25 protein-coding genes are annotated in these 25,968 nt (G+C 44.4%); 9 read left to right on the top strand and 16 right to left on the bottom strand.

Translation table 11 applies throughout. From position 1 onward, the window contains the following. Nucleotides 1–119: 119 nt before the first annotated feature. The gene (locus tag Q4561_RS12045) at nucleotides 120–2,030 is read left to right on the top strand and encodes a methyl-accepting chemotaxis protein (RefSeq protein ID WP_303460675.1); all 1,911 of its coding nucleotides are present in this window, start codon (nucleotides 120–122) and stop codon (nucleotides 2,028–2,030) included. A gap of 27 nt (nucleotides 2,031–2,057) precedes the next feature. On the opposite strand, the gene Q4561_RS12040 is transcribed toward Q4561_RS12045, so the two are convergent. After that, nucleotides 2,058–2,645 (bottom strand): hypothetical protein, encoded by a 588-nt coding sequence (locus Q4561_RS12040; protein WP_303460674.1) that lies wholly within the window; start codon nucleotides 2,643–2,645, stop codon nucleotides 2,058–2,060. A gap of 116 nt (nucleotides 2,646–2,761) precedes the next feature. After that, nucleotides 2,762–3,625, bottom strand: coding sequence for a hypothetical protein (locus Q4561_RS12035; protein ID WP_303460673.1), 864 nt, complete (start codon nucleotides 3,623–3,625; stop codon nucleotides 2,762–2,764). Nucleotides 3,626–3,882: 257 nt separating this feature from the next. Between Q4561_RS12035 and Q4561_RS12030 the strand changes: the two genes are divergently transcribed. Next, nucleotides 3,883–5,685: a sodium:proton antiporter gene (locus tag Q4561_RS12030; protein ID WP_303460672.1), complete on the top strand. Its 1,803-nt coding sequence runs from the start codon at nucleotides 3,883–3,885 to the stop codon at nucleotides 5,683–5,685. 302 nt (nucleotides 5,686–5,987) lie between these two features. Here the strand turns inward: Q4561_RS12030 and Q4561_RS12025 are convergent, their stop codons facing one another. Next, complete coding sequence (locus tag Q4561_RS12025; protein WP_368411530.1) at nucleotides 5,988–7,361, bottom strand: 3-deoxy-D-manno-octulosonic acid transferase; 1,374 nt, start codon at nucleotides 7,359–7,361, stop codon at nucleotides 5,988–5,990. A gap of 66 nt (nucleotides 7,362–7,427) precedes the next feature. Between Q4561_RS12025 and Q4561_RS12020 the strand changes: the two genes are divergently transcribed. Continuing rightward, a complete protein-coding gene (locus tag Q4561_RS12020) occupies nucleotides 7,428–8,546 on the top strand; it encodes a glycosyltransferase family 9 protein (protein ID WP_303460670.1) in 1,119 nt (372 codons plus the stop codon). Then, on the top strand, nucleotides 8,543–9,634 hold the full coding sequence (locus Q4561_RS12015) for a glycosyltransferase (RefSeq protein WP_303460668.1): 1,092 nt from the start codon (nucleotides 8,543–8,545) through the stop codon (nucleotides 9,632–9,634). Before Q4561_RS12020 ends, Q4561_RS12015 begins: the two co-directional genes overlap by 4 nt. Nucleotides 9,635–9,711: 77 nt before the next feature. Here the strand turns inward: Q4561_RS12015 and rpsQ are convergent, their stop codons facing one another. The 11 genes from rpsQ to rpsJ are packed head-to-tail and all read right to left on the bottom strand — an operon-like array spanning nucleotide 9,712 to nucleotide 14,654. Then, the gene (rpsQ, locus tag Q4561_RS12010) at nucleotides 9,712–9,969 is read right to left on the bottom strand and encodes a 30S ribosomal protein S17 (protein ID WP_303460666.1); all 258 of its coding nucleotides are present in this window, start codon (nucleotides 9,967–9,969) and stop codon (nucleotides 9,712–9,714) included. Beyond that, nucleotides 9,969–10,160 (bottom strand): 50S ribosomal protein L29, encoded by a 192-nt coding sequence (rpmC, locus tag Q4561_RS12005; RefSeq protein ID WP_303460664.1) that lies wholly within the window; start codon nucleotides 10,158–10,160, stop codon nucleotides 9,969–9,971. The genes rpsQ and rpmC overlap by 1 nt, the downstream gene beginning before the upstream one ends. Continuing rightward, the gene (gene rplP / locus Q4561_RS12000) at nucleotides 10,160–10,573 is read right to left on the bottom strand and encodes a 50S ribosomal protein L16 (protein WP_013785728.1); all 414 of its coding nucleotides are present in this window, start codon (nucleotides 10,571–10,573) and stop codon (nucleotides 10,160–10,162) included. The genes rpmC and rplP overlap by 1 nt, the downstream gene beginning before the upstream one ends. Before the next feature lie 3 nt (nucleotides 10,574–10,576). After that, a complete protein-coding gene (gene rpsC / locus Q4561_RS11995) occupies nucleotides 10,577–11,281 on the bottom strand; it encodes a 30S ribosomal protein S3 (protein ID WP_303460662.1) in 705 nt (234 codons plus the stop codon). Nucleotides 11,282–11,290: 9 nt separating this feature from the next. Continuing rightward, nucleotides 11,291–11,623 carry a 50S ribosomal protein L22 gene (rplV, locus tag Q4561_RS11990; protein ID WP_303460659.1) on the bottom strand — a complete coding sequence of 111 codons (333 nt, stop codon included), beginning with the start codon at nucleotides 11,621–11,623 and terminating at the stop codon, nucleotides 11,291–11,293. Between the two features lie 12 nt (nucleotides 11,624–11,635). Beyond that, entirely contained in the window at nucleotides 11,636–11,911 is a 276-nt protein-coding gene (gene rpsS, locus Q4561_RS11985) for a 30S ribosomal protein S19 (protein WP_013785731.1), read from the bottom strand. A gap of 15 nt (nucleotides 11,912–11,926) precedes the next feature. After that, on the bottom strand, nucleotides 11,927–12,751 hold the full coding sequence (gene rplB, locus Q4561_RS11980; RefSeq protein WP_303460657.1) for a 50S ribosomal protein L2: 825 nt from the start codon (nucleotides 12,749–12,751) through the stop codon (nucleotides 11,927–11,929). Nucleotides 12,752–12,765: 14 nt separating this feature from the next. Further along, nucleotides 12,766–13,065: a 50S ribosomal protein L23 gene (gene rplW / locus Q4561_RS11975; protein WP_013785733.1), complete on the bottom strand. Its 300-nt coding sequence runs from the start codon at nucleotides 13,063–13,065 to the stop codon at nucleotides 12,766–12,768. After that, the gene (rplD, locus tag Q4561_RS11970) at nucleotides 13,062–13,667 is read right to left on the bottom strand and encodes a 50S ribosomal protein L4 (RefSeq protein WP_013785734.1); all 606 of its coding nucleotides are present in this window, start codon (nucleotides 13,665–13,667) and stop codon (nucleotides 13,062–13,064) included. The genes rplW and rplD overlap by 4 nt, the downstream gene beginning before the upstream one ends. An 18-nt stretch (nucleotides 13,668–13,685) precedes the next feature. Then, nucleotides 13,686–14,324 (bottom strand): 50S ribosomal protein L3, encoded by a 639-nt coding sequence (rplC, locus tag Q4561_RS11965; RefSeq protein ID WP_013785735.1) that lies wholly within the window; start codon nucleotides 14,322–14,324, stop codon nucleotides 13,686–13,688. A gap of 18 nt (nucleotides 14,325–14,342) precedes the next feature. After that, nucleotides 14,343–14,654, bottom strand: coding sequence for a 30S ribosomal protein S10 (gene rpsJ, locus Q4561_RS11960; protein WP_006012796.1), 312 nt, complete (start codon nucleotides 14,652–14,654; stop codon nucleotides 14,343–14,345). Between the two features lie 692 nt (nucleotides 14,655–15,346). Here rpsJ and Q4561_RS11955 point away from each other — a divergent pair. Beyond that, the gene (locus tag Q4561_RS11955; protein ID WP_303460656.1) at nucleotides 15,347–17,563 is read left to right on the top strand and encodes a GspE/PulE family protein; all 2,217 of its coding nucleotides are present in this window, start codon (nucleotides 15,347–15,349) and stop codon (nucleotides 17,561–17,563) included. 194 nt (nucleotides 17,564–17,757) lie between these two features. Here the strand turns inward: Q4561_RS11955 and acnA are convergent, their stop codons facing one another. Beyond that, complete coding sequence (gene acnA, locus Q4561_RS11950; RefSeq protein WP_303460655.1) at nucleotides 17,758–20,469, bottom strand: aconitate hydratase AcnA; 2,712 nt, start codon at nucleotides 20,467–20,469, stop codon at nucleotides 17,758–17,760. Nucleotides 20,470–20,863: 394 nt separating this feature from the next. On the opposite strand from acnA, the gene gpmA reads away from it, so the two are divergent. The 4 genes from gpmA to Q4561_RS11930 all read left to right on the top strand — a co-directional run bounded on the left by gpmA (nucleotide 20,864) and on the right by Q4561_RS11930 (nucleotide 25,130). After that, nucleotides 20,864–21,610, top strand: a complete 747-nt coding sequence (gene gpmA, locus Q4561_RS11945; protein WP_057794463.1) for a 2,3-diphosphoglycerate-dependent phosphoglycerate mutase — start codon at nucleotides 20,864–20,866, stop codon at nucleotides 21,608–21,610. Between the two features lie 237 nt (nucleotides 21,611–21,847). After that, a complete protein-coding gene (locus Q4561_RS11940; protein WP_303460653.1) occupies nucleotides 21,848–22,996 on the top strand; it encodes an iron-containing alcohol dehydrogenase in 1,149 nt (382 codons plus the stop codon). A 284-nt stretch (nucleotides 22,997–23,280) separates the two neighbouring features. Continuing rightward, nucleotides 23,281–24,501 (top strand): DUF3500 domain-containing protein, encoded by a 1,221-nt coding sequence (locus Q4561_RS11935; protein WP_303460652.1) that lies wholly within the window; start codon nucleotides 23,281–23,283, stop codon nucleotides 24,499–24,501. After that, a complete protein-coding gene (locus Q4561_RS11930) occupies nucleotides 24,498–25,130 on the top strand; it encodes a hypothetical protein (protein ID WP_303460651.1) in 633 nt (210 codons plus the stop codon). The genes Q4561_RS11935 and Q4561_RS11930 overlap by 4 nt, the downstream gene beginning before the upstream one ends. Nucleotides 25,131–25,224: 94 nt before the next feature. Here the strand turns inward: Q4561_RS11930 and Q4561_RS11925 are convergent, their stop codons facing one another. Beyond that, the gene (locus Q4561_RS11925) at nucleotides 25,225–25,899 is read right to left on the bottom strand and encodes a type 1 glutamine amidotransferase domain-containing protein (RefSeq protein ID WP_303460649.1); all 675 of its coding nucleotides are present in this window, start codon (nucleotides 25,897–25,899) and stop codon (nucleotides 25,225–25,227) included. Nucleotides 25,900–25,968: the final 69 nt, after the last annotated feature.

Raw genomic sequence — 25,968 nt, 5'->3', positions numbered from 1 at the left:
GATTAAAAAACTGCACTAAAGCAGTGAGTAGACGCTAACAGTAATAACCCAACGCCCAAGACGTGACTGTGCCTGCAGTGCAGCGTCGTTTTTCAGCAGTCAAAATATGGTCGGAAGTTATGACTTTGAGTATTAAACAAAAGCTAATTATTTCACTGATGGTGGCCGTACTGGCAGCCTCAATCTTGGTAGGCTCAATTAGCCAATGGATAGCCCGAGATTTAGTAAAAGAAAACATGGAGCAGCTTCAACTCCCCTCTCTGTTGAAGCAAATAGGCAACCAGGTGGACAGAGAAGCCAGTGTGATGCTTTCTGTTGCCCATGGTATTGCTTCAAACCCAGATATTTTAGCCTGGTCGGCTGAAGGTGCTGATAGTGCTGGCGAGCGCCGGCTTCTGGCCTACTTAAATGACATTGTGGATTTCAATGAATTAACCGTCGCATCGTTTGTAGACAGACAAACCACCAAGTATTGGAACCAAGACGGTTTCTTACGGGTATTAAAGAACGATGAGTTTGATGGCTGGTTTTTCGCTTATCGTGATAGTGGCACGCCTATCTCACTGAGTTTGTATAATGAACCAGGGCAAGGCTATAGGCTATTCGCTAACTTCCAACAAGTCGCTGGCAGAGGCATGTCAGGGGTAGCTAAGTCTGTGGACGAGTTACTAGACATTATTAATGCGGTAAAAATTGCGCAAACGGGATTTGTCTATTTAGTGGATGGGGAAGGTACTATTATTGCCCACCCTGATACCAGCTTACTGGGTAAATCGAAACTTAGCGCAATAAGCAGTGCCGAGGCTTCAAGAGCATTACTTCAAAAACGTGACTTTGCAATGGCAACCAGCGAAGTTGACACTGACGACGTACTTTTTGCCAGTACCTATGTGGAAAAATCAGGTTGGTATGTGGTGGCACAAGTACCTGAGCAAGAGCTTTATGCCTCATTAAATGCAGGTAGCCGACAAATCATCTTATGGTCAATTGCCATTGCTGGCTTATTTGCCCTGCTTGGCATTTGGTTGGCTTCATCACTCACTAAGCCTATCGAATCCTTAGCAGATATTTTCCAGCAACTTGGGAAAGGGCAAGGTGACTTACGCTCACGAATTGAGGTGCCAGAACAAAAAGAGACTGCTCGATTGGTGGAAGGCTTCAATAACTTTATTGATCATCTACACAGCACCATTGCATCGGTAGCCAAAACAAGCCAAGCACTGAGGGTCTCGGCACAAGAAGTGGCAAGCCAATCACAGCAAAATGAGCGCTCTACTCGTAGTCAGCGAGACCAAACTATTCAGGCCGCAACGGCATTAACAGAAATGGGCAGTACGGTGTCAGAAGTAGCGCAATCTGCTACCTATGCAGCGCAAAATGCCAATCGAGCTACCGAAAGTTCACAAGAAGGCCGTTTGTTTACGCAAAAAGCCGTACACGCAATCTCGAACCTTTCTACGCAGGTACAGAGTGTATCAGAGGTTATACAGTCTCTTGATGAACACACTGCGGCTATTGGCGGCATACTCGATACTATTCGCAGTATCTCTGAGCAGACTAACCTACTTGCGCTGAACGCCGCTATCGAAGCTGCACGTGCGGGTGATCATGGCCGAGGCTTCTCGGTAGTGGCTGATGAAGTTCGTACCCTTGCCCAGCGCGCAGCAGTAGCCACTGATGAGATACAAATTAAAATCGACAAATTCCAACAGGACTCAAAGACTGCGGTTTCTCAAATGCAAGATAGCAAAGCCCAAACGAAAGAAGTGGTAGGCGCTACCGACGACATTGATAAACTGCTGCAGAAAATTGCCGAAGAAATTGTGCTAATTAACGATGTGAATACCCAGGTGGCCACCGCAACAGAACAGCAAGCCAGTGTGGTGGAAGACATAAGCCGCAGCATTAATGAAATTAGTACATCAAGTGATGAAACCCTTAATGCCACTCATGTCTTGGTAGGGGTAAGTGAAAAACTCGATCAATTAGCAAACGAACTGGCGCAAGAGGTTAGTCAGTTTAAGTTGTGAGCTTAGTTTTATTTCAATAAGGCTTGGCTAAAACGCAATAGCGTATTGCAGTTTAACTTGGTTGTCGTGGGCTTCGTTCCACGGCAACTGAATGCTTGCGCTATCCGACTTCCAAGATTCTCTTGAAGCCGCAACCGTTAGGGTGTGTTTATCTTCCATAAGAGGCACTTCAAAGTAAAGGCTTGCCGTAGTACTGGTAGGAAGTTGAATTACTTCGGCTACTGGAATAGAAATTTCATGTTCTGGGCGCACTTTATGGCTGAGCCCTACACGATAACTGCCTTTATCCCACCAAGTGACCACCTCGAACTCATGGCTTTTTACCCGTTGAGCAAGCACCCCGTAATCTAATAAGCCTTTGTTGTAGTGCACAATCGCTTCTACGTTAAAGGCTTTTGTAAACTTCTGATTCAATACCAACTGATATTGCTTTTGCTTACACCCTTTAAATTTAATTTTGTTCTTAGATAGGGCTAGAGAAAAGGTATCGTCCAAACTTACGTACTCTTTTAGCCACTGCTCGGCATCTTCTATCGCAGAGGCAGATGCAAACATCGACAACCATGCACATTGGAGTGCACTAAGCATCAGTAGAGCTTGGGAAAGTTTACGCATTGAAACGGTTACCTAACATGCAAAAGCAAAGTAGAACCGTATATAACCACGAAGTGTAAAGAGTGGGAATTAGCCATTATGCTAACTCCCCACAAGTGTCTAAAATATAGACAAATTTATTTTTGAACGATTTTAGCTTCAGTGAGCGACGCTTTTCGATGCCCTGTGGCTTCCTCTGTAAACCAGTAACTTCCATTATCGTCTACACATACCCCTTCAACTTGCTTATAAACAGGTAGCGGCCAAATATTAATAGGCACGAACGATGTGTCGACTTGTGCAATAAAAGTATCGAAGTTACCAAAAGGGTCAGATTTATAACCCACAACCACGTAAAGGTTTCGAGCAGCATCATAATCAACGCCCGTAATCACACCGGGTAAACCTTCAATTTGCGCAAAGGCTTTCAACTTCTGTGGTTCAGCCGATTCATTAACTTCGTAAACTTTAGCCACGCCAGTGCGCCAGCTTTTTGAAAACAGTAATAATTTGCCGTTAGCATAAACCATCGCCTCTGAATCAAAATCATGGGCGTAAGGCATATTACTACTTGGATCGTTACCTTCGTACGTAACCGTCAGTACAGTGATGTCATTAAGGTTCGCTTTATCGACCTTATAAATATTTAAACTCTCACGACCGCCTTTGTTGTTACCTACATCAGCAACATACCAATGGCTTGGGCTTGCCGTAATTGCTTCCCAATCAATATTATCTAGCGCTAGTCTGTCAGTTTTTAATATCTTGCCTTCATACGATAAGTGGAACAGCTCCGGCTTGTTTCCAGAGTCATTTAAACTAACGATTGATGATGCACTACAAAACAGCCCTGAGGTTTCTTCGAGTACGTCAGGAAGAACGGTTAATTCACCTAGTGAAATTTCTGTTTTTGCTTCTGGGTAAGAGGCTGCACAACCACTAAGTAGCGAAAGGGAAAAAAACGTAGCAACTGCTACAGGAAAAAATGAATTATTCAGCAACGTAGATATTCCGTTGATAAGGCGCTCTTTGGCGCGTAATAAGTGAAGTCTTAAAATACTATGCTTCTCGTGCTACGACAACGTTGAATCTAAGCGAATTGATCCAGCTTGGGCTAAACTCTGTTTTAATTACATTGCGCTTATACGAAAGTCTTTATCGGCATCTAGATGAGTTGCTATATGATGGAACGCATAACAAACATAACACTACACATATAAAGTGCATACTTAGCACTATATAAATAAGGGAACACGCATTGTCAGATCCACTCATGTCTTTGGTTGCAGTCGGCTTATTGTCAATTAGCTGCCAATATCTCGCGTATAAAGTCCGCTTACCTGCCATCCTACCCCTGCTTATTGTGGGTATTGTGGTTGGCCCTGTGTTCGGTGTGCTGAATGCCGATGACCTGTTCGGTGACTTGTTGTTCCCTGTGGTATCGCTTTCGGTAGCGATTATTCTGTTCGAAGGCTCACTTACCCTTAAGTTTGGCGATATTGCAGGCCATGGCAATATGGTACGTAACCTATGTAGTGTAGGTGTATTAGTGACCTGGGTAATTGCCGCTGTCGCAGCCCACTACAGCCTAGACCTCTCGTGGCAACTCTCCTTTTTGTTTGGCGCTATCGTCACCGTCACCGGCCCTACGGTAATTGTGCCCATGCTACGTACGGTGAGGCCTAAATCTAACTTGGCCAGTATCCTGCGATGGGAAGGTATTGTCATCGACCCCATTGGTGCCCTGCTAGCCGTACTGGTATTTGAATTTATTGTTGCCTCTCAAGGCAATGCGATTTCTCACACTTTTATCACTTTTGGTAAAACCATAGGTATCGGTTTTTTACTTGGCTTTAGTTCAGGTTACTTACTTGGGCTATCGATTCGAAAAGACTGGATCCCACATTACTTATTAAACACCGCGGTTTTAACCATTATTTTAGGGGTATTTGCCGCTTCAAATTATGTTGCACATGAATCTGGGCTATTGGCCGTTACTATCACAGGTATGGTGTTAGCCAATATGAAGAACGTGGAAGTAGAAGACATTTTAGAGTTCAAAGAAACCTTAAGTGTACTGCTTATTTCAGGCTTATTTATATTACTTGCTACCCGTCTTAGCCTTCAATCTATCGCAGATGTGGGCTGGGGAGCGCTCATTGTACTGGGCGCAATCATGTTTATTGCACGCCCATTATCTGTAGCAGCGTCTTCTATTGGCACTGGGCTTAAACTTAATGAGCTCGCATTACTGAGCTGGATTGCCCCCCGCGGTATTGTAGCCGCTGCCGTATCAGCGTTATTTTCGTTAAAACTTGAAGAAATTGGCTATGAAGGCGCTGGTGTCATTGTGCCCATGGTCTTTCTTGTGATTATTGCCACCGTAGTAGTGCAAAGCCTTACCTCTCGAGGTGTGGCGCAACTTCTTAAAGTAAGAGCCCCAGCCCCTACCGCTTACCTTATGTTCGGTGGCAGTAAGTTTAACCGCATGCTGGCTAACGAAATGATAAATCAAGAGCTAAACGTCACCGTGGCAGACACAAACTGGGATGCCATTCGAGAAGCTCGAATGATGGATATCCCTGTTTATTTTGGTAACCCCATGTCTGACCACGCAGCCCGCCATCTTGATATTGCGAGCTTCGGTACAGTATTAATTATGTCGCCTTACAAACAGCTTAATCCGCCTATCGCGTATCACTTTGAAAATACTATGGGTAAGGATAAGGTGTGGGCACTAACAAATAACGAGCAATCAACCCGTCCAAGTCATCAGGTAAGTGAACAATACGCTAAACGTCTCACCCTGTTTGATGAAGGGGTAACTTATGGGTATTTGGCATCGGCAATTGCTCGTAATGCCAGCGTGAAGACCACACGATTGTCGGATGAATTCACCTTTGCACAATATAATGAGAAATATGGTGATAGAGCTACACCATTAATCGCTATCGATGCTGAAGGAAAAAGCTTCACTTTTGTAAATGGAAACAGTATTCACCCTAAATCAGGTTGGCGCGTAATTAGTTTAATATTGCCGGACGAAGAAGCGGCAGAATGAATGAGAGTATAAGCTTGAAAGAGATGCTGAGGCGTTAAGATGGCACCCTGCCTAAGCAGGGTGCATCTCCCTGGAGAACGCGTAGTCCAGTGCTTCTTCATGAGAAGCAGTATTGTTTATATTTTACCGTAACTACGCTGTCGGCGATATAAAAGCAAAGTGTAGACCACATTGACATTACCTTTACAATTCATACAGTTAAGTATTATTCAAATAAAATAGCATCGTTCAAGCTAGTGCAAAGCTAAAGCGTGGTGCAATGCGCGCACTACCTTGGTGAGCTAATTTTAACCAACTGATGTTTATACCAAACTTTCTCTTACATTATGTTTAATAACCGTTAACGTTTTATCCAGTGCACCACTATTTTCTTCCAGCACTTTACGGCCCGCCTTACCTGCTTTAACTAACTTATCGTTGTCGTTAATCCAAGCTTCACACCTTGCGGCAATATCTTGTGCGTTAGACACTATAGTCAACGCCCCACGCTCTTCTAAATACTCGCAAATCACAGGGTTGTTATAGGTATTAGGCCCCATCATTACCGGTATAGAAAACGCGGCGGGCTCCAATGCATTGTGCCCACCTCTATTAGCAATTGAGCCACCGACAAAAGCAAAGCTTGCTATCGAATAGGCACTGTTTAATTTACCCATCTCATCAAGCAAGATAACTTTGCTGTGTGAAGAGACTGCATCAACCTCGCTGGTTCTCACGTAGTTAAGTTTGTTTTGCTGCAACAGCTTCGCTACCGTATCGAAGCGCTCTGGATGACGCGGCACAATGATAAGACGAAGGTTAACCGCTGTTGACGACCACACCGTTTTCACAGCATCAATCATCGCCTGTTCTTCAAGATCATGAGTACTTCCAGCTACAAAAATAGGCCCATCCAATGTTGAAAGGCCTAGAAAGCCTTGGCTATGCTGTGTAGTAGAAGCGGCTTGGTCAAACTTAATATTATTGGTTTGCGTCATGCGCGCTTCAGGCATGCCTAACATGAGGTAGTTATTATAATCACGCTGCCCTTGCGTACAGATGTGCGTGAGCTTATTTAGCATTGGCCGAAACAGTTTACTTATCTTCAAATAGCGCTTGGCTGAACGATCTGTCATTCGAGCATTAATCACCATTATAGGTATGTCACGCTTCCAGCACGCATGTATGAAGTTAGGCCACAACTCAACTTCAGTAATAAGCACGGCTTTTGGCTTAATACGCTTTATCATTTTTGCCATGGCCGTATGTAAGTCGTAAGGCAAATAGAAGTGGTGCACAGTATTGCCAAAAATGTCCCGTACCCTAGCTGAGCCGGTCGGCGTGGTGGTGGTGACGGTAATTTGTGTATTCGGTTCGGTTTGCATGATTTGCTTGATTAAACACGAGGCAGCAACCACTTCCCCTACCGACACACAGTGAAACAAATACCCCCCAGTTTTAGGCGGGCGGGCGACAAACCCAAAGCGCTCAAAGCGACGCTGACTATATTCTTTATTTCTTGTAGCACCACGGCGAGCAAGGTTTAAAAAGGCAATAGGAATAATGATAAAAAACACGAATGAGTATAACCAGCGACAAATATTCTCAACCAAACTGGGCTTATAACTGGTTGTTGCCCGCGAGGTCTTTTCGTCGCTAGCCTTTATCTCTTTGGCTTTGGCGCCCTCTTCTATCATTCGATTTTCCTATTGAATTTTTTGGCTATTGCAGGCTATCAACGAAGTATGTCAACGATATAAAACTTGAAATTTTTTGCACCTACAGTCATTAAAGTGACGTTATTTTGTGGTTTAATCTGTGATTATAACCTGTTTATATTTGAGTTTATGCCACCTACGTCATCCCAGCCAAATGTACTGTTGATAAGGCTTAGTGCCATTGGCGATATTGTCATGGCCTCAGGGCTACCGTCCAGCATAAAGACAGCACTGCCGAATGCTAAAGTAACCTGGCTAGTAGAACAACCCTACGTTGGCTTGGTACAACATCATCCTTTTGTAGATGAGGTCATATCTTGGCCTAAAAACGAGTGGCGAGCATTGGGTAAAAAGCGTGCCTATTGGTCTTTAGTTAAGTCTATTCTGGCCTTTCGTAAGCAATTAAGGGCAAGAGGCTTCACTCATGCTATTGATGCCCAAGGTTTGCTAAAAAGCGCCTTTCTAGCCTTTTTAAGCGGCGCAAAAAATCGTATTGGCTTTAACAGTAAAGAACACAGCCAACGGTTTTTAACTAATGCCATCGACAAACCTATTTCAGACCAAATCAGCAGCGAGTATCGCTTTTTATCAGCACATCTCGGTGCAACAAGCTACGCCCTAAACATTGAAATGGGCGAACAGGCCACTTTACAACTACGCCAGACTTTACAGGTGATGTCAGTAAAAGGTGAGTATATCGTACTTGCCCCCTTCACTACTCGCCCACAAAAGCATTGGCCTATTGCGCATTGGAAGCAACTAATTACACTTATTCGACAACATTGCAGTTACCCCATTGTTATCTTAGGCGGCCCAACAGATAGCTGTGATGCACAGTCGTTAACTTTTGATACAAGTGATGTGTATTCCCTAGCAGGGCATGCAACACTTTCAGAGTCTGCTGTAGCGGTAAAGCAATCTAGAGCCTTTATTGGCGTAGATACGGGGTTAACCCATATGGCGGTTGCCTATGTTCTCCCTACTATTGCCCTTTTTGGCTCAACTTGCCCCTATACTTATACTGACAATGACAACACTCATGTATTATATAAAGACTTAGCATGTGCACCTTGTAAGCGTAAGCCTAGCTGTAACGGCGCATTTGACTGTATGGCATTGATTAGCCCAGAAGCAGTTTTTAACACAGTGAAGGAATATTTGTGAGTTTAAAGATTTTGCATATTGAATTAGGTAGAAATTTGTATGGTGGCGCCAAACAAGTTGTTTATCTGTTAGATTCATTGAACCGGCAATTTGAATATAAAAATCATTTAATCTGCCCAGACGATAGTGAACTAGCCAAAAAACCTATCACCGGATGTCATATGCATACCATCGCCTATCGCGGAGAAACAGATTTATTCTCGGTAAAGCGTATGGTGAATATCGCCCGCAAGATTAAAGCCGATGTTATTCACGTACACAGTCGCCGAGGCGCAGATGTGTTCGGAGCCATGGTAGCTAAAATAACCGGTATACCTGCTATATGCACCCGCAGGGTAGATAACGCTGAATCATTATTTGCGACCTACAAATACAGCCAGTTTGCTGCTGTAGCAAGTATTTCAGAAGGTGTTTTCAATGTGGTTAGCCATCACTGTGAAGCGGTAAAACACCAAGCTGTAATTCACTCTTCCGTCGATTTTAACGAATTCTCTACCCCAGGTGATAGAGCGTGGCTTAACGAAACCTTCTCCATTCCCAGCGACCATGTCGTTATTGCCAACTTTGCACAGTTAATCGCGCGCAAAGGCCAAGCCGATATTATTCTGGCCATGGAAAAAGTGGCTAAAGATAATCCTAAAGTCACCTGCCTGTTATTTGGTAAAGGAAACCTTAAAGAAAGCTACCAAGCACTTATTGAAAGGCACTTACTCACCGATCACGTAAAACTATGTGGTTTCACCGACCAAGTAAGCAAAATTTTACCCAGTGTAGATATTGTAGTTCACCCAGCTTATGCCGAAGGGTTAGGCGTTATTTTACTTCAGGCTGGGGCGTGCAAGCGTGCAGTAGTATCTACCCCAGTAGGTGGTATTCCTGAAATTATCGAACATGATAAAACTGGTCTAATGGTTACGCCTGGTAATATTGATGATATTGCGGATGCATTAATTACCCTTGTAAACGATGAAGGCAGCCGAGATACTTTGGGTAAACATTTATACCAACATGTTAAAGCGCATTTTAGTACTAAGGAAATGGCGTTACGCTACAGTGAGCTTTATTTGGCGGTTACTGGGTCGGAATAGAAAAATCAGCGCTAATTTTTAAGCAATAAAAAAGCCGCTCAAGAGCGGCTTTTTCAATCGTAAGAAAAAGTTAGCGATTAAACGCCAGCTTTCTCTACAACGTTAACCAATGTCCAATTTTTATTCTTAGACAATGGACGACATTCACTAATAGTGACTACGTCGCCTTGGTTACAAACGTTTTCTTCATCGTGGGCGTGAAGTTTAGTAGAACGTTTGATGAACTTCCCATAGATAGGGTGTTTTACAAAACGCTCAACAACAACAGTAATGGTTTTATCCATCTTGTTGCTAACCACACGACCTTGCACTGTACGAACTTTTTGTTCAGTCATTACGCATCAGCCTTTTCAGTCAGAATGGTTTTAACACGCGCGATGTTACGACGTACAGTTCTCAATTGATCAGTCTTTTCAAGTTGACCAGTTGAGTGCTGCATGCGCAAGTTGAACTGTTCGCGTAGCAGGTTAATCAACTCTGCGTTCAGCTCTTCTACGCTTTTTTCTTTCAGTTCAGTCGCTTTCATTACATCACCGTCCGAGTTACAAAGGTTGTCTTAAATGGCAGTTTAGCCGCTGCCAATTCAAACGCTTCGCGTGCTAGAGACTCAGGAACACCTTCCATCTCATAAAGTACACGTCCAGGTTGAATTTGGCATACCCAGTACTCAACGTTACCTTTACCTTTACCTTGACGCACTTCAAGAGGCTTCTCAGTAATTGGCTTATCAGGGAAAACTCGAATCCAAATTTTACCTTGACGTTTAACGTGACGAGTCATAGCACGACGCGCTGCTTCGATTTGGCGAGCGGTCATACGACCACGGCCAACTGCTTTCAGGCCATAAGTACCGAAGCTTACCTTGCTCCCCGCAATGGCAAGACCACGGTTACGACCTTTATGCATTTTACGAAATTTCGTACGCTTTGGTTGTAACATGATTTAGCCCTCACGCTTAGAGTTGCGGCCTTTCTTCTTAGGTTGAGAAGCCGGTGGCTGCTCTTGAGTTGTAGGCAAACCGCCCAGAACTTCACCTTTGAAGATCCATACCTTCACACCAATAATACCGTAGGTAGTTGCAGCTTCTGAAGTTGCGTAATCGATATCTGCACGGAATGTGTGCAGAGGTACGCGACCTTCACGGTACCATTCAGAACGAGCAATTTCTGCTCCGCCCAAACGGCCACTTACTTCAACTTTAATACCCTTAGCACCAAGACGCATTGCGTTTTGTACCGCGCGCTTCATAGCACGACGGAACATTACACGACGTTCTAGCTGGCTAGAGATACTGTCGGCAACCAGTTGTCCGTCAAGCTCAGGCTTGCGAACTTCTGCAATGTTAATCTGAGCTGGCACACCGGCTAGCTTAGAAACATAGGCGCGAAGCTTCTCTACATCTTCACCTTTTTTACCGATTACAACGCCTGGACGAGCAGTGTGAATAGTCACACGGATGCTCTTAGCAGGACGCTCGATCACGATTTTAGAAAGTGAAGCGCTTTTAAGCTGTTTAGTCAGATACTTACGTACCTGATGATCGTTATACAGGTTATCCGCATAGTCACCAGTATTAGCGTACCAGGTAGAAGTCCATGGTTTACTGATACCCAGGCGTATACCTGTAGGATGTACCTTCTGTCCCATTATCTACTCCTAGTTATCCGCTACAACCACAGTGATGTGACTGCTACGCTTAAAGATACGATCTGCACGGCCTTTGGCACGTGGCTTGATACGTTTCATAGTTGGACCTTCGTCAACGAAAACTTTGGCAATGACTAGTTCGTCAATGTCCGCACCTTCGTTGTGTTCTGCATTTGCAATCGCAGATTCCAATACTTTTTTAACCAGCGCTGCGCTTTTCTTCGGGCTGTACGTAAGTAGCTCTAGAGCTTTCTCAACGTGCATACCGCGAATTTGATCCGCTACCAAGCGTGCTTTTTGAGCAGACGAGCGGGCAAAACGGTGTTTAGCTAATGCTTCCATTTATCCTACCCCTTATCGTTTGCTTTTCTTATCCGCGACATGGCCGCGGTAAGTACGCGTTGGCGCAAATTCGCCCAACTTGTGGCCGACCATTTCATCGCTGATGATGACTGGAACGTGCTGGCGACCGTTATGGACCGCAATGGTCAACCCAATCATATCTGGGATGATCATAGAACGACGAGACCAAGTCTTAATTGGTTTACGTTCGTTCTTTTCCACTGCAGCCTCTACCTTCTTCAGCAAGTGAAGGTCAATAAATGGACCCTTCTTGAGAGAACGTGGCATGGTGAATCCTCGCTGTTACTTATTACGACGACGTACGATAAGTTTATCGGTACGCTTGTTACTTCGGGTTTTCTTACCTTTGGTAGGAACACCCCAAGGAGATACTGGATGACGACCACCTGACGTGCGTCCTTCACCACCACCGTGTGGATGGTCTACTGGGTTCATGGCAACACCACGAACTGTAGGACGAACTCCACGCCAGCGGGTTGCACCGGCTTTACCCAGTGAACGCAGCATGTGCTCTGCATTGCCTACTTCACCAATGGTGGCGCGGCAATCAGATAGTACTTTACGCATTTCACCAGAACGTAGACGCAAGGTAACATAGTTTCCATCGCGTGCTAGGATCTGAGCATAAGCACCGGCAGAACGTGCAATTTGTGCACCTTTACCAGGCTTCATTTCAATTGCGTGTACAACAGAACCTACTGGGACATTACGCATAGGCAATGTGTTACCAGGCTTGATCGGAGCATCCGAACCAGACTGGATTGCATCACCCGCTTTCATACCCTTTGGAGCCAGAATGTAACGACGCTCACCATCTGCATACAATACTAGTGCAATGTTTGCAGAACGGTTAGGATCGTATTCTAAACGCTCAACAGAGGCTGGAATGCCGTCTTTGTTGCGTTTAAAGTCAATCAAACGGTAGTGTTGTTTATGACCACCACCAATATGACGAGTTGTAATACGACCATGGTTGTTACGACCGCCAGATTTGCTGTTCTTTTCAAGCAAAGGTGCGTAAGGCGCGCCTTTGTGAAGGTCAGGGTTAGTAACCTGAACAACGTGACGACGACCGGCAGAAGTTGGCTTAGCTTTCAATAATGGCATTTCTAATCCCCTTCTTACTCAGCGCCACCGACAAAGTCGATGTCCTGACCTTCTTTAAGAACCACGTAGGCCTTTTTCCAGTCACTGCGTTTACCGAAAGACTGACCGTGACGCTTGGTTTTACCCTTAACGTTTACAGTACGAACGCCTTCAACCTCAACTTCAAACAGTTTTTCAACTGCAGCTTTGATTTCAGCTTTGTTCGAATCTTTCGCTACTTTGAATACAACTGTGTTGCTTGCTTCAGCAGCCATAGTAGACTTTTCTGAAACATGCGGTGCTAAAAGCACCTTCAGTAGACGTTCTTCTTTCATGCTAACGCCTCCTCAAGTTGTTTAACCGCATCAGCTGTAATTAGCACTTTTTCAAATGCAATCAAACTTACTGGGTCGATGCCTGCAACATCACGTACGTCAACTTTGTACAAGTTGCGTGCCGCTAGGAACAAGTTCTCATCAACATCAGCAGTAACGATAAGAACATCATTTAGTTCATAGTCGTTAAGCTTAGCAATAAGTTCTTTTGTCTTAGGTGCTTCCACACCAAACTTCTCTACCACAACCAAACGGTCTTGACGGATTAGTTCAGACAAGATGCTTTTGATAGCACCGCGATACATTTTCTTGTTAACTTTTTGATCAAAGTCACGAGGCTTGGCTGCGAATGCACGACCACCACCAACCCAAATTGGGCTGCGGATAGTACCAGCACGAGCACGGCCTGTGCCTTTTTGACGCCATGGCTTCTTACCACCACCACGTACTTCAGCGCGAGTCTTCTGCGCCTTTGTACCCTGACGAGCACCTGCACCGTAAGCTACAACGACTTGGTGTACCAAGGCTTCGTTGAATTCACGTCCAAAGGTCGCTTCGGATACTTCAAGAGCGCTTTGCGCATCTTTCAATGTTAATTCCATCAGTTCACTCCCCAGACGTTACGCTTTAACAGCCGGCTTAACGATTACATCGCCGCCAGTTGCGCCAGGTACGGCACCTTTAACAAGGATTAGGCTGTTTTCTACGTCTACACGTACCACTTCCAAAGATTGGGTAGTTACTTGTTTATTACCAAGTTGACCAGCCATTTTCTTACCTTTGAAAACTTTACCAGGTGATTGGTTTTGGCCAATCGAACCAGGTGCACGGTGAGACAAAGAGTTACCGTGAGTCATACGTTGTGAACTAAAGTTCCAACGTTTGATCGCGCCAGCAAAACCTTTACCTTTTGATGTACCAGTGACATCAATCTTTTTAGTGTCGTTAAAGATTTCAACAGTGATTTCACTGCCTACTTCAATATCGCCACCTTCGTTATCTTCCAGGCGGAATTCTACTAGAGCACGACCTGCTTCAACACCAGCTTTAGCAAAATGACCTGCTTCAGCTTTGTTAACGCGGTTCGTTTTCTTGCTTCCAGTAGTAACCTGAAGAGCGCGATAACCGTCAAGTTCTTCAGTACGTAACTGAGTCACACGGTTTGGGGTCGCTTCAATAACAGTCACAGGGATAGACGTACCATCTTCAGTGAAGATGCGAGTCATACCCACTTTACGACCGACTAGACCAATCGCCATTGTTATTACCCTCTCTTGTTAGCCCAGGCTGATTTGAACATCAACACCGGCAGCCAAGTCCAAACGCATCAATGCGTCAACTGTTTTATCAGTTGGCTCAATGATGTCTACTAAACGCTTGTGAGTACGAATCTCATATTGATCACGTGCATCTTTATTTACGTGAGGAGATGTCAATACTGTATAGCGTTCTTTGCGAGTAGGCAGAGGAATAGGACCGCTGACCTGAGCACCAGTACGTTTCGCCGTTTCAACGATTTCAGCCGTAGACTGATCGATCAACTTGTGATCAAACGCTTTCAAACGAATACGAATTCTTTGATTTGGCATCGATTAAGCTCCAATCGAAAGAACAAAAAAATTCACCTTTTCTCTTCCATTTTATTCTGGAAAGAAAAGATGTGCGTAAACCGATGGTTCCCAATTGGAACCCTGTTCTTTTTTCTAACACGCCTGTAGCAGTCTCATCTTATCGATTTCGCTTGCTACGCTGGCAACCACCCTAAAAGCAGTGAGGTTGCGGCTAGAAACATTGCCCTATTTGGGCAGTGGGCGCGAATTATACAGAAGGTAGGATTCATTGCAACCACTAGATCGCTTTTTGTACACAATATTTCACTATACATATAGGTACAACTGAGATAATTAATACCTAACGTAGAATAAGCCATACTTGAGCTACCTTTAATGTAAGTTATATTGCCGTTATTGCGCTATCCATATAAGCTGATAGTGTAAGGTGTTAGATAAAGTGGCAATAATAGTCGGTAGAAATACGTTAAGAGTCTGTTGTGAGTGCGGCACAAGTGCGGTATTAGTACACTAAAAGCACACTAAACGTATGGTAGATGTATAGCAAATACATAGTAAATGCTCGGTTTAAACGCGCTGAAGGCGCGGTACATAAAGCACTACTAGCACTACCACCACCGATTGTGGCAGTAAGAAATGTCATTTTTTTAATCAAAATTGGCTTTAATCAAAATTGGATGTAGCAGCTTCAACGCTGTACGAAGAACACTATGGAAGTAGAAGACAGTCAGCATAATTTCACTCATGTTCAACGCCTACTGGATAACCATTCGTCTTTATTAGACGCCTATAGTTCATTAGAGCCCATCATTCTCAAAATGTTTGGTGCTACGCGTATGAGTATATTTCAGCGCCGCCGACAGCATCAGGACCTAGTTGCTCGCTTTAAAACGGGTAAAGAAACCTTAGAAATTAAGGTGCCTATTAGTCCTATGTCTATTGCGGGTTATGTTGCTATTTCTCAACTGCCGCTATTAATAGCCGATCCCTACGACGCAGCCGAGCTAAAAACCATTCATCCTCGTTTACGGTTTGCAGACAAATTCGACAAAAATAACGATTTTAAAACCACTAACATTCTATGCGTGCCCATTCTTAATGCAGGGGTGTTAATGGGTGTTTTGCAAATCATCAATAAGCGTAACGGTACTTTTGATGATACCGATTTAACACGCGCTAACGAGTTAGCATTAGTATTGGGTGAGAAATTCCGTTACGAGCTTGGTGGTACCAATAATCCATTTGATTCTTTGTTACACAAAGGCCTTATAAAAGAAGCAACGTTAAAAGAACTACTATCTACCGCAAAAGATACCCGTAGTATTGTTCAACGCCTGATATCTGAACACCGTGTGCCCGAGCATGAAATAGGCCACTCACTTTCTATTCACTATCAAGTTCCCTTTATTGGGTATTTACCCGACAAATATCATTTGTACGAAGGTGAGAGCAAATTAAACCTATCTTACCTTAAGCGTAACCATGTTGCGGTTATTTCAGACGTGCAAAGCAATCCTATCGTGTTGATGGCAGAACCTAACAACGCTGCGTTGTTAATGGAAATAGAAAGTGCGCTGGGTATAGAAAGCTACGAAATTGCCGCAGGTCTGCCCAACCAAATACTTCAGTATTTAGGTGAAGGTGGTGGCGGTAACGCTCCTGGCGACATGAATGAGATTCTTGACGAGATAGGCGTATCAGCTGAAGAAAGTGACGAGCTTGTTGATGAGCTTTCTGACGATGCCCCAGCGGTGGTGCGTTTGGTAAGCCGGATATTACACGATGCTAAGCGCCTTGGCGCATCAGATATCCATGTGGACCCCGAAAAAAATGCCCCTACTCGCGTAAGAATGCGGGTAGATGGTGTATGCCGCGACATGAACAAGGTGCCTAACTCACACCACAATGCGGTAATAGCGCGTATTAAAATTATGTCTAACCTGAACATCGCAGAAAAGCGGGTACCTCAGGATGGTAAATTAGCCTTTAAAATGAACGGTCAACTGGTAGAAGTACGTGTTGCTACTATTCCTACCGTTGCCGGTGAAGGTGTTGTTATGCGTTTGCTCGCCTCTGGCGGTGCAATGCCTATCGAAAAGATGAACCTGGCGCCTAATAACCTTAAGCGCTTAGAAGACATGATTAAAAAGCCCCACGGTATCTTATTAGTGGTGGGACCGACTGGTTCCGGTAAAACCACAACTTTGCATGCTATTTTGGGTTACTTAAACACCCCCGAAAAGAAAATATGGACAGCAGAAGACCCGGTTGAAATAACTCAAGCAGGTTTACAGCAGGTTCAGGTAAGCCCCAAAATTGGCTTCACCTTTGCGAATGCTCTGCGGGCTTTCTTGCGGGCCGACCCAGATATTATTCTTATTGGTGAGATGCGGGATAAAGAAACCGCTCACGCAGGGATTGAAGCCTCGCTGACGGGTCACTTAGTGTTATCTACCCTGCATACTAACTCTGCCCCTGAAACTATTACCCGTTTATTAGATTTGGGGCTAGATCCTGTTAACTTTTCAGACGCTTGTGTGGGTATATTAGCCCAGCGACTTATTCGAACCCTTTGCGGGAAGTGTAAGGAAGAGTATGTTGCGACTGACAAAGACATGGCATTTATTGAAAGGCAGTATGGCCCTAAAATGCTGGAGGAATTAGCACTTCCTTCACCGCTGAAGCTTCACAGAGCGAAAGGCTGTGAGGAATGTGGTAACACCGGCTATAAGGGAAGAACTGGTGTACATGAGCTTCTCGGTATGACACCAGAGCTACGCTCATTGGTATACAAAGAATCGAGTGTTGCTGAGATGAAAAAGCAAGCCACCAATGATGGAATGCGTACCTTGGTACAAGACGCTATTTTAAAAGTCCTCAAGGGTGACACCGACATTCCGCAGGTACAAATAGTTGGCGGTGACTAGTAGTTGGCGGTAGTTATCATTCGCCAGTGATTAATAGCCACGAGCTGTTTCTTTCAAGTAAACAAACAAAAGCCCGAATCAAATCGGGCTTTTTTAATTGGATTAGCAAGCACTAGCAAGAACCAGAACAGTACAGCACAACACTGAACCCTACTCGTTTGCGGTTGCGTTACTCATCACTACTTCACTCATCACTACTTCTTCAAGTACTGACGAATTACATAATGTAAAATGCCCCCGTGTTCGAAATAAGTGAACTCGTTAGATGTGTCTATTCGAATATCCATGGAGAAGGTTTGAGATTCGCCTGAATCAGTCGTAACCGTGACATCCACTTCTTTTTGATCGCGACTGACTGCGCCAATAGAAAACGATTCATTACCCTTAATACCTAAGCTAGTCGCACTATCACCAGATTTAAACTGCAACGGCAATATGCCCATACCAATGAGGTTTGAACGGTGAATACGTTCATAACTTTCTACCATCACCGCTTTTACCCCCATCAATGATGGGCCTTTTGCTGCCCAATCTCGACTAGAGCCCGTACCGTACTCTTTACCGCCAACGACCACGGCACCAACACCTTCCTCTTTATAACGCATAGCAGCATGGTAGATAGACATAGCATCACCGCTTGGGTAGTGGGTAGTTGCACTGCCCTTAGTACCCGGCGCTAACTGATTCTGTAAGCGAACATTGGCAAAGGTACCTCGCATCATCACTTCGTGGTTACCGCGACGTGAGCCATAAGAGTTAAAGTCTTTGGTATCAACTCCTTCCGCCTGCAAGTATTCACCTGCTGGGCTATCAGGTGCTATCGCGCCTGCCGGAGAAATATGATCTGTGGTGATTGAATCGCCCACTTTTACTAAGCATCGCGCGTTCTCGATAGCATTGAGCGCTTCAGGTTGCTCACCCATCGTTTGGAAAAACGGCGGATGTTTAATGTAAGTAGAGTCAGGCCAGTCGTATACCGATGTTGGGCTAACCGCTAAATCATTCCATACACCACTGCCTTTAAACACATCAGCGTATTTTGCTTTGAAAATGTCACTGGTGACATGTTCAGCAATGTGACTTTGTATTTCTTCTTCGCTCGGCCAGATATCTTTTAAATATACTGGCTCATCATTGCTACCTAAGCCCAATGGCTCTTTAGTAATATCAATATTCATATTACCGGCTAGCGCGTAAGCAACCACCAGCGGCGGCGACGCTAAATAGTTGGCAGCAACGTCTGAATGAATACGACCTTCAAAGTTTCGGTTACCCGACAACACTGAAGTAACGGTAAGTTTAGCCTTTTTAATTGCATCACTAATAGCATCAGGCAATGGCCCTGAGTTACCGATACAGGTAGTGCATCCGTAACCCACTAAGTTAAAACCTAATGCTTCTAATGGGTCCATCAAGTTTGCATCTTCAAGATACTGAGTTACCACCTGCGACCCTGGGGCTAAAGAAGTTTTTACCCAAGGCTTACGGGTTAAGCCTTTTTCAGCCGCTTTTTTCGCGAGTAACCCTGCCCCAATAAGCACTGAAGGGTTTGATGTATTGGTACAACTTGTAATGGCCGCAATAACAATGGCGCCATCTTCTAAATTAAATTTATTTCCACGGAATTCCACATAAGAATCATGTTCTTCATTCACTTCAGGCACTGAACCACCTTCCGCAACAAATTCCGTTTCTTCGTCCAACACTTTCACATCAATCTGCGAGCGATGCCATTCATTGAATGCTTTCGCAGCGCTATCTAATGCAATTCTATCTTGTGGGCGTTTGGGCCCTGCAATAGAGGGCACAACGTCATTTAAGTCTAACTCTAATGTCTCGTGATATTCGGCATCTTTTGTGAAGTCATCGTGCCATAGTGAGCTGTCTTTCGCGTACGTTTCAACCAGCTTAATTTGCGACTCGTCACGCCCGGTTAAGCGCAAGTAATCCAGCGCAACCTCATCAATAGGGAAGATACCGCAAGTAGCACCATACTCAGGTGCCATGTTGGCAATAGTGGCACGATCGGCTGTGGTTAAATGCTTCAAGCCCGGGCCATAGAATTCAACAAATTTACCCACTACGCCGTGAGCGCGTAATTGTTGGGTAATTGTCAGTACCATATCAGTAGCGGTCACGCCGGTAGGCAGTTCACCATCTAAACGAAAGCCCACTACTTTTGGTAGTAGCATAGTAACCGGTTGACCTAACATGGCCGCTTCGGCTTCAATGCCACCTACACCCCAACCAAGTACACCAAGGCCATTAATCATAGTGGTGTGTGAATCGGTACCTACTAACGTATCTGGATATACTAGGGTGTCATCACCTTCATGTTTCGTGAAGGCGACTCGAGCAAGGTATTCAAGGTTAACTTGGTGGACTATTCCTCGACCAGGAGGCACTACTTTAAAGTTATCGAAGCTAGATTGCCCCCACTTTAAAAACTGATAACGCTCTTTGTTGCGCTCAATTTCAACGTCAGTATTTTTCTCTAACGCATTTTCTTCTGCAAAGAAATCTACCATTACTGAGTGGTCGATAACCAATTCTACGGGGTTTAGCGGATTGATAGCCTGTGCGTCGCCCCCTAACTTGTTAACAGCATCGCGCATAGCGGCCAAATCAACAATAGCAGGTACGCCAGTAAAATCTTGCAAGATAACGCGGGCAGGTACAAAAGATACTTCATGCTCGACATGATTTTCGGTGTTCCAGGTAGCGACTTGTTCAATGTCGTCACTGGTCACAAACTCTTCGTTTTCATGACGAAGTAAGTTTTCTAGGAGAATTTTAATACAATACGGTAATCGGTCGAGCGCAAAGTTCTCATTTACTTTGTCAAAGCTAATTGCCTTGAAGGAATTGCCATCGACATCGATATTGGAAAAAGATTGATATTTCACGCGCTCACCATCCTTATTTGCCTGTCATAAATATAGTTTTAGGAGCAAGTTAGAAAACACCATTACTAACTGAATGCAGTGCTACTTTACACTTCTATTCCTTTACTGGAATAAATTGGTGCTTCTACCCGCTCTCACTTATGTTTGTATACGGTATTAAAGTGAAAAAAAGTTCATGTTGATTTTCCGGTTACTGTTTAGCACTTTGTGTTGTAAAAATAGTCGTAGGTTTTACTGCTTGGCTAGTCTTACCTGTTAAACTTGGCTTTTCGAAACTGGATTTTTTGTTGCCGATCAAGGATGATAGCTAGCATATTTACTCATATCCGTCTGACGCGTCATTTCATTTGCATTCGTTGGGCATTTTCACTTTAACGCCGCAGGTAACCTTACTATGTATAAACTGGTACTTATTCGTCATGGAGAAAGTCAGTGGAACCTTGAAAACCGTTTCACTGGTTGGCACGACGTTGACTTAACTGACACAGGTGTAGCACAAGCTAAAACCGCTGGTCAGTTAATGAAAGATGCAGGTTTTGAATTCGATCAGGCGTACACGTCTGTATTACTTCGTGCTATCAAAACATTGAATATCTCTTTGGAAGAAATGGGTCAACATTACCTACCTGTTGAACGTCACTGGCGTTTGAACGAGCGTCACTACGGTGCGCTGACAGGTTTGGACAAAGCTGAAACTGCTGCTAAGCACGGCGAAGAGCAAGTTAAAGTGTGGCGTCGTAGTTTCGACATTCCACCACCAGCCGTAGATACTGATAGTGAACACTTCCCAGGCGTAGATCGTCGTTACAACAATGTTGATGCCGAGATCCTTCCTCGCGGTGAAAGCTTGAAGATGACCATCGAGCGTGTACTTCCTTACTGGCACGATGTTATTCGTCCAGATATTCAAGCTGGCAAGCGCGTTATTATTGCTGCTCACGGCAACAGCCTTCGTGCATTGGTTAAATACTTAGATGGCATGTCTGATGAAGACGTACTAAGCCTAAATATTCCAACTGGCGTACCTTTGGTATACGAGCTAGACGAAAACTTGAAGCCTATCTCTAAAGAATACTTAGGCGATCCAGAAGCGATTAAAGCGATGATGGATGCCGTTGCTAAGCAAGGCAAAGCTAAGTAATCAAAAGCTTAGTAAACGAAGACTTAGTAATCGAAAGCCTAGTAATAGAAAGCTAACGCTGACTATTGGGCGACGACTAAAAACCGCAAACATGGTTTGCGGTTTTTTTATGCCACCTGTGTTCGGTTAAATGCTCTAAAACGCTTCCCTTTTCCATCATTATCATTGTTACTAATTTGTAAACAACACCTAATCCCTCTACATTGGCATCAAGCTCAGTTTTTCAGCAGGTGTACTATGCAGGTGTCGGTCTTCAAATCAGCCAATAAACTCATTACGGGCGAGGGTGCGTTAGCTAGCCTTGCCAATGAGCTTTCAAAATTAAACATAAAAGCACCCGCCATAATTACGGATAAAGGCGTAAGCCAATCTGGTGCCCTTAGCCATGTAACCAATGTGCTGAATTGCGAATGCCCTATTGTAATAGACGACATTCCTCCTGAACCTGAAATAACAATTATTGAGCACAGGCTTGCTCGATTAAAACAGCATAAAGTAGACGGAATTATTGCCGTTGGCGGCGGTAGCGCAATTGACAGCGCCAAAGTGCTTGCGGCTACATTTAATTACACGGGCAATATTGCAGAGCTATTTGGTGAGAACTTAGTTGCAGGGCGCACATTACCCCTTATTGCCATTCCTACCACAGCGGGTACAGGTTCAGAAGTCACTAATATTGCCATATTGGCCGACCCTATCGCGCAAGTTAAAAAAGGCATTGTGAGCGATTTCCTCTTACCCGACGTTGCCATTGTGACGCCAGAAATGACATTAAGCTGCCCTAAACACATTACTGCCGCCAGCGGTGTGGATGCCTTTGTACATGCGCTTGAGGCCTACTTGTCCGTTAATGCCAGCCCTATTACCGATGCACTGGCTAGCAAGGCCATGACACTTATATTTCACTCGCTTCCTCTGGCCTATGCAGACGGCCACGATGTTAAAGCACGTGAAGATATGGCTACCGGAAGTTTAATGGCAGGTTTAGCGTTTGGTAACGCGGGAGTGGGCGCCGTGCATGCGCTAGCTTATCCGCTAGGCGGTCGCTTTCATTTATCTCATGGTATGAGCAATGCGGTTATGCTGCCCCATGTAATGCGCTGGAATATAGGTGCATGCCAACAGCGATTTGTCGATGTGGCGGGCTTTTTACATTTACCTATTTCTGATAAAACGCAGTTAGAGATTGCTAATCAGGTAGTGGATGCCATTGAAGCATTGTGCAGAAAAGTAGAGATACCCGCCACACTGCGTGATTTTGATATTAGCGAAGATGCTATTCCTTTGTTGGCAGAAGAAGCGAGCAAGGTGACTCGGTTACTACGCAACAACCCAAGAGTATTAAGCAAACAAGATATCGTACAGATATACAAAGAGGCATTTTAGTCTCTTTGTTTGCTTTAACGCTTTCGCTAACAGTTGCCCAATACCTATCCTAATATCTATCTAAATATATACTGCGATCTTGGTGCTGATGCTTCAACCATCAGCACTGTGGTCTGCGTTGTTTAGCCCATTATTAAATGCAATATTGCTCGTTTTATATAATTACACGTAAAAATATATTATGTGTTTAACACAAGCGCTTAATGAGAGTGATTAACATAAGTGCTAAACATCTGCAGCTTTAGCTGACGCTCCCCCCCTTTTAAGAAGCAAGGTAAGATTTGATGAAACAGAAGAATAGTAAATTGCTGGGTATCGCTGGTGCATTTGCACTGTCATGCGCTGTTGCTGGTGTTAGTGTTGCCCAAGATAATCAGCATTCCTCTGGACCTGATGGTTCTGGGCCTGATGGCTCTCACCCTGATGGGCCGCCGCCCATGAAGTCGACACCAGAAAGTGAAGCTATCCAAGCAAGACTGGGCGACACCAGTACACTTATGGGTACTGTTCCTATTCCTGAATCTGTAGATACCTGCGCTAACAGAACTGGTGTTACTCGCTTAGTGTGCCTTGCTGATATTTTAAAAGGCAGTGCGTCGGAAGAGATACTTGAACTACTTCAAAAAGAATACTCAGTAGAGGACGCTAAAAAGTGGAGTAATCTTCCGGCTGGCGCTTTCCCCTCTAGACCGGGAGTGTTTTTAGGTGAATTCAACTTAGAACAGCGCGGCGTTGTAAAAGCGATATTAATGGAAGCCGCCAGCCTAACGGAAAATGAAGGTTTCGATGAAATAGTGCAAACGCTAAATGCAGATGATTACATTGGCACAGTGAGTGACGATTACAAAGCAGGTTACTCTTCTTTTAACGGCAAAATTGCCTTTTTAGGCACGCCGTCTACAACATCGTTGTGGCAGCTTTACTATGGCGGCCATCACTTTGCATTTACAAATACCTACAATGAAGGAAAGCTTATAGGCGCTACGCCGTCTTTTCGTGGCATAGAGCCCTTCCCTGCATTTGAAATGAATGGCCGAACGAATAAGCCAATGCTTCAAGAACGAGATACCTTTGCCGCGTTATTAAATGCATTAAGCACTTCTCAGCAATCGAATGCCATGCTTGAAGGCACTTACAGAGATATTCTAGCAGGCCCACAAGCTGACGATGCTATTCCAAGTACTCAAGAAGGTTTGTCGGTATCTGAATTAGATGATAATCAGCGTGATTTATTGCTAAAAGCTATTCGTACCTACGTTGGCGATATTGATGATGCAGATGCCGTTCTATACATGGCTAAGTACACAGCTGAACTAGACGAAACCGTATTGGGTTTTTCAGGCACTACCGACCTTAATAGTGAAGATGATTATGTTCGGGTACATGGCCCCTCACTGTGGATAGAGTTTTCACTTCAGTCGAACAAGTCTACCAATACTGCTGGCAACCACCCCCATTCGGTATGGCGCGACATCACGTCGGATTACGGCGGTCAAAATAAGTGATATTAAGAAAATTAGCGCGTGATTTAGTGACTAACTGGAAAGGCACTTTTACAATAAGCATTCGAGGGGCTTATGCATTACTGTTTGCCATCTTTATCATGGCAGGTTCAGTAGGTTCAGCTTTCGCTCATGCTCTACCTGGTAGCGTACTCGTTTTTTCAGAAAATGAAGACCAACTACACGTCACTATTACCTTCTCTTTGGATGATTTGGTTATCGTAGAGCCAGAGTTTGAACGCTTAGCCGATGCTGAAATTGGCACATCGCTGACCGAGGAAAAATTAACGGCGCTTTGCCGCTACATTGAACCTCATATCGCGTTATCACAAACATCAAACCCGCTGCCAGTTGAGTTAATCAACGCTACCATTACCGAAGCAAGTAATGAGCATGTAGGCAAGTTTTCGCAGGTGAAATTGCAAATGGTTGCAAGCACAATAGAACCAACTGACACTCTGCCGATCACGCTAACTTACGATGCACTTATGCATGAAATTAGAAGCCACAGAGCAACTGTGTATTGGCAAAATGATGGGGGTAATAGCGTTGAAGGACTGACAGGTGTAGTGGATTTTGGATACAAGGTGGTTGATGGTAACCCGCAAGCTCATGAACTAGCGCTTCCATAATAAATTGCTTAGATTTGTTATTCACCTCCCCCCTTAAAACGAATACAAGGGCAATGATTGCCCTTGTACTTTTCACATGCTGCTATTTAAATGCTTAGCTATTTAAACGTTTCACTATCGCCTCTGCAACCGCGTGCGCACTTGCTGGATTTTGGCCAGTAATAACACGCTCATCTTCAATTACATGCACATTCCATGGTTGAACTTTACTGAATTTAGCGGCTTTACGAGCTAACGCTTCTTCAAGTAAAAACGGAATATCGTTAATGGTGCCGTAATCCACTTCTTCTTCGCGGGTAAAACCAGTAATTGTTTTACTCGCAATGAGATCTTCCCCGTTGCTTAATTTTATAGGTAAAAGTGCTGCTGGGCCGTGACATACCGCGCCAACAATACCGCCATTTTCATAATGGGCAGCAGACAACTTAGCAAAGTCTTCGTTGCTTGCGAGGTCTGACAGTAATCCAAATCCACCTGGATAAAACACCGCATCATATTCATTAATGTTCACGTTGGAAACGCTCATGCTGTTGCTGGTGCGCTCTTTAAAGTCTTCGTTGTTTAACACCGCGGCATTAACGTCGTCGCCTTCAATGTCGGTACCGTAAATAGGAATAGTACCGCCTTCAATAGACGCGATATCGTAATCTACGCCATGCTTATTAAAAACATCGATTGCATGGGTGATCTCCGGCGAATAAGTACCGTTCGCTTGATCAGTAGTACCTAGTGTCGCGTGGTTTGTTACTGGGATAAGTATCTTTTTCATGGTGTCTTCCTATGCATAAGGCACATTAGCTGCGCCGTAGTAATCATGTTCATACACTATAGAATATCC

The organism is Alteromonas sp. 1_MG-2023 (assembly GCF_030547075.1).
Lineage (GTDB): Bacteria > Pseudomonadota > Gammaproteobacteria > Enterobacterales > Alteromonadaceae > Alteromonas.
Note: the sequence above shows the minus strand (reverse complement) of the source record. Positions and strands in the feature narration are given on the sequence as shown.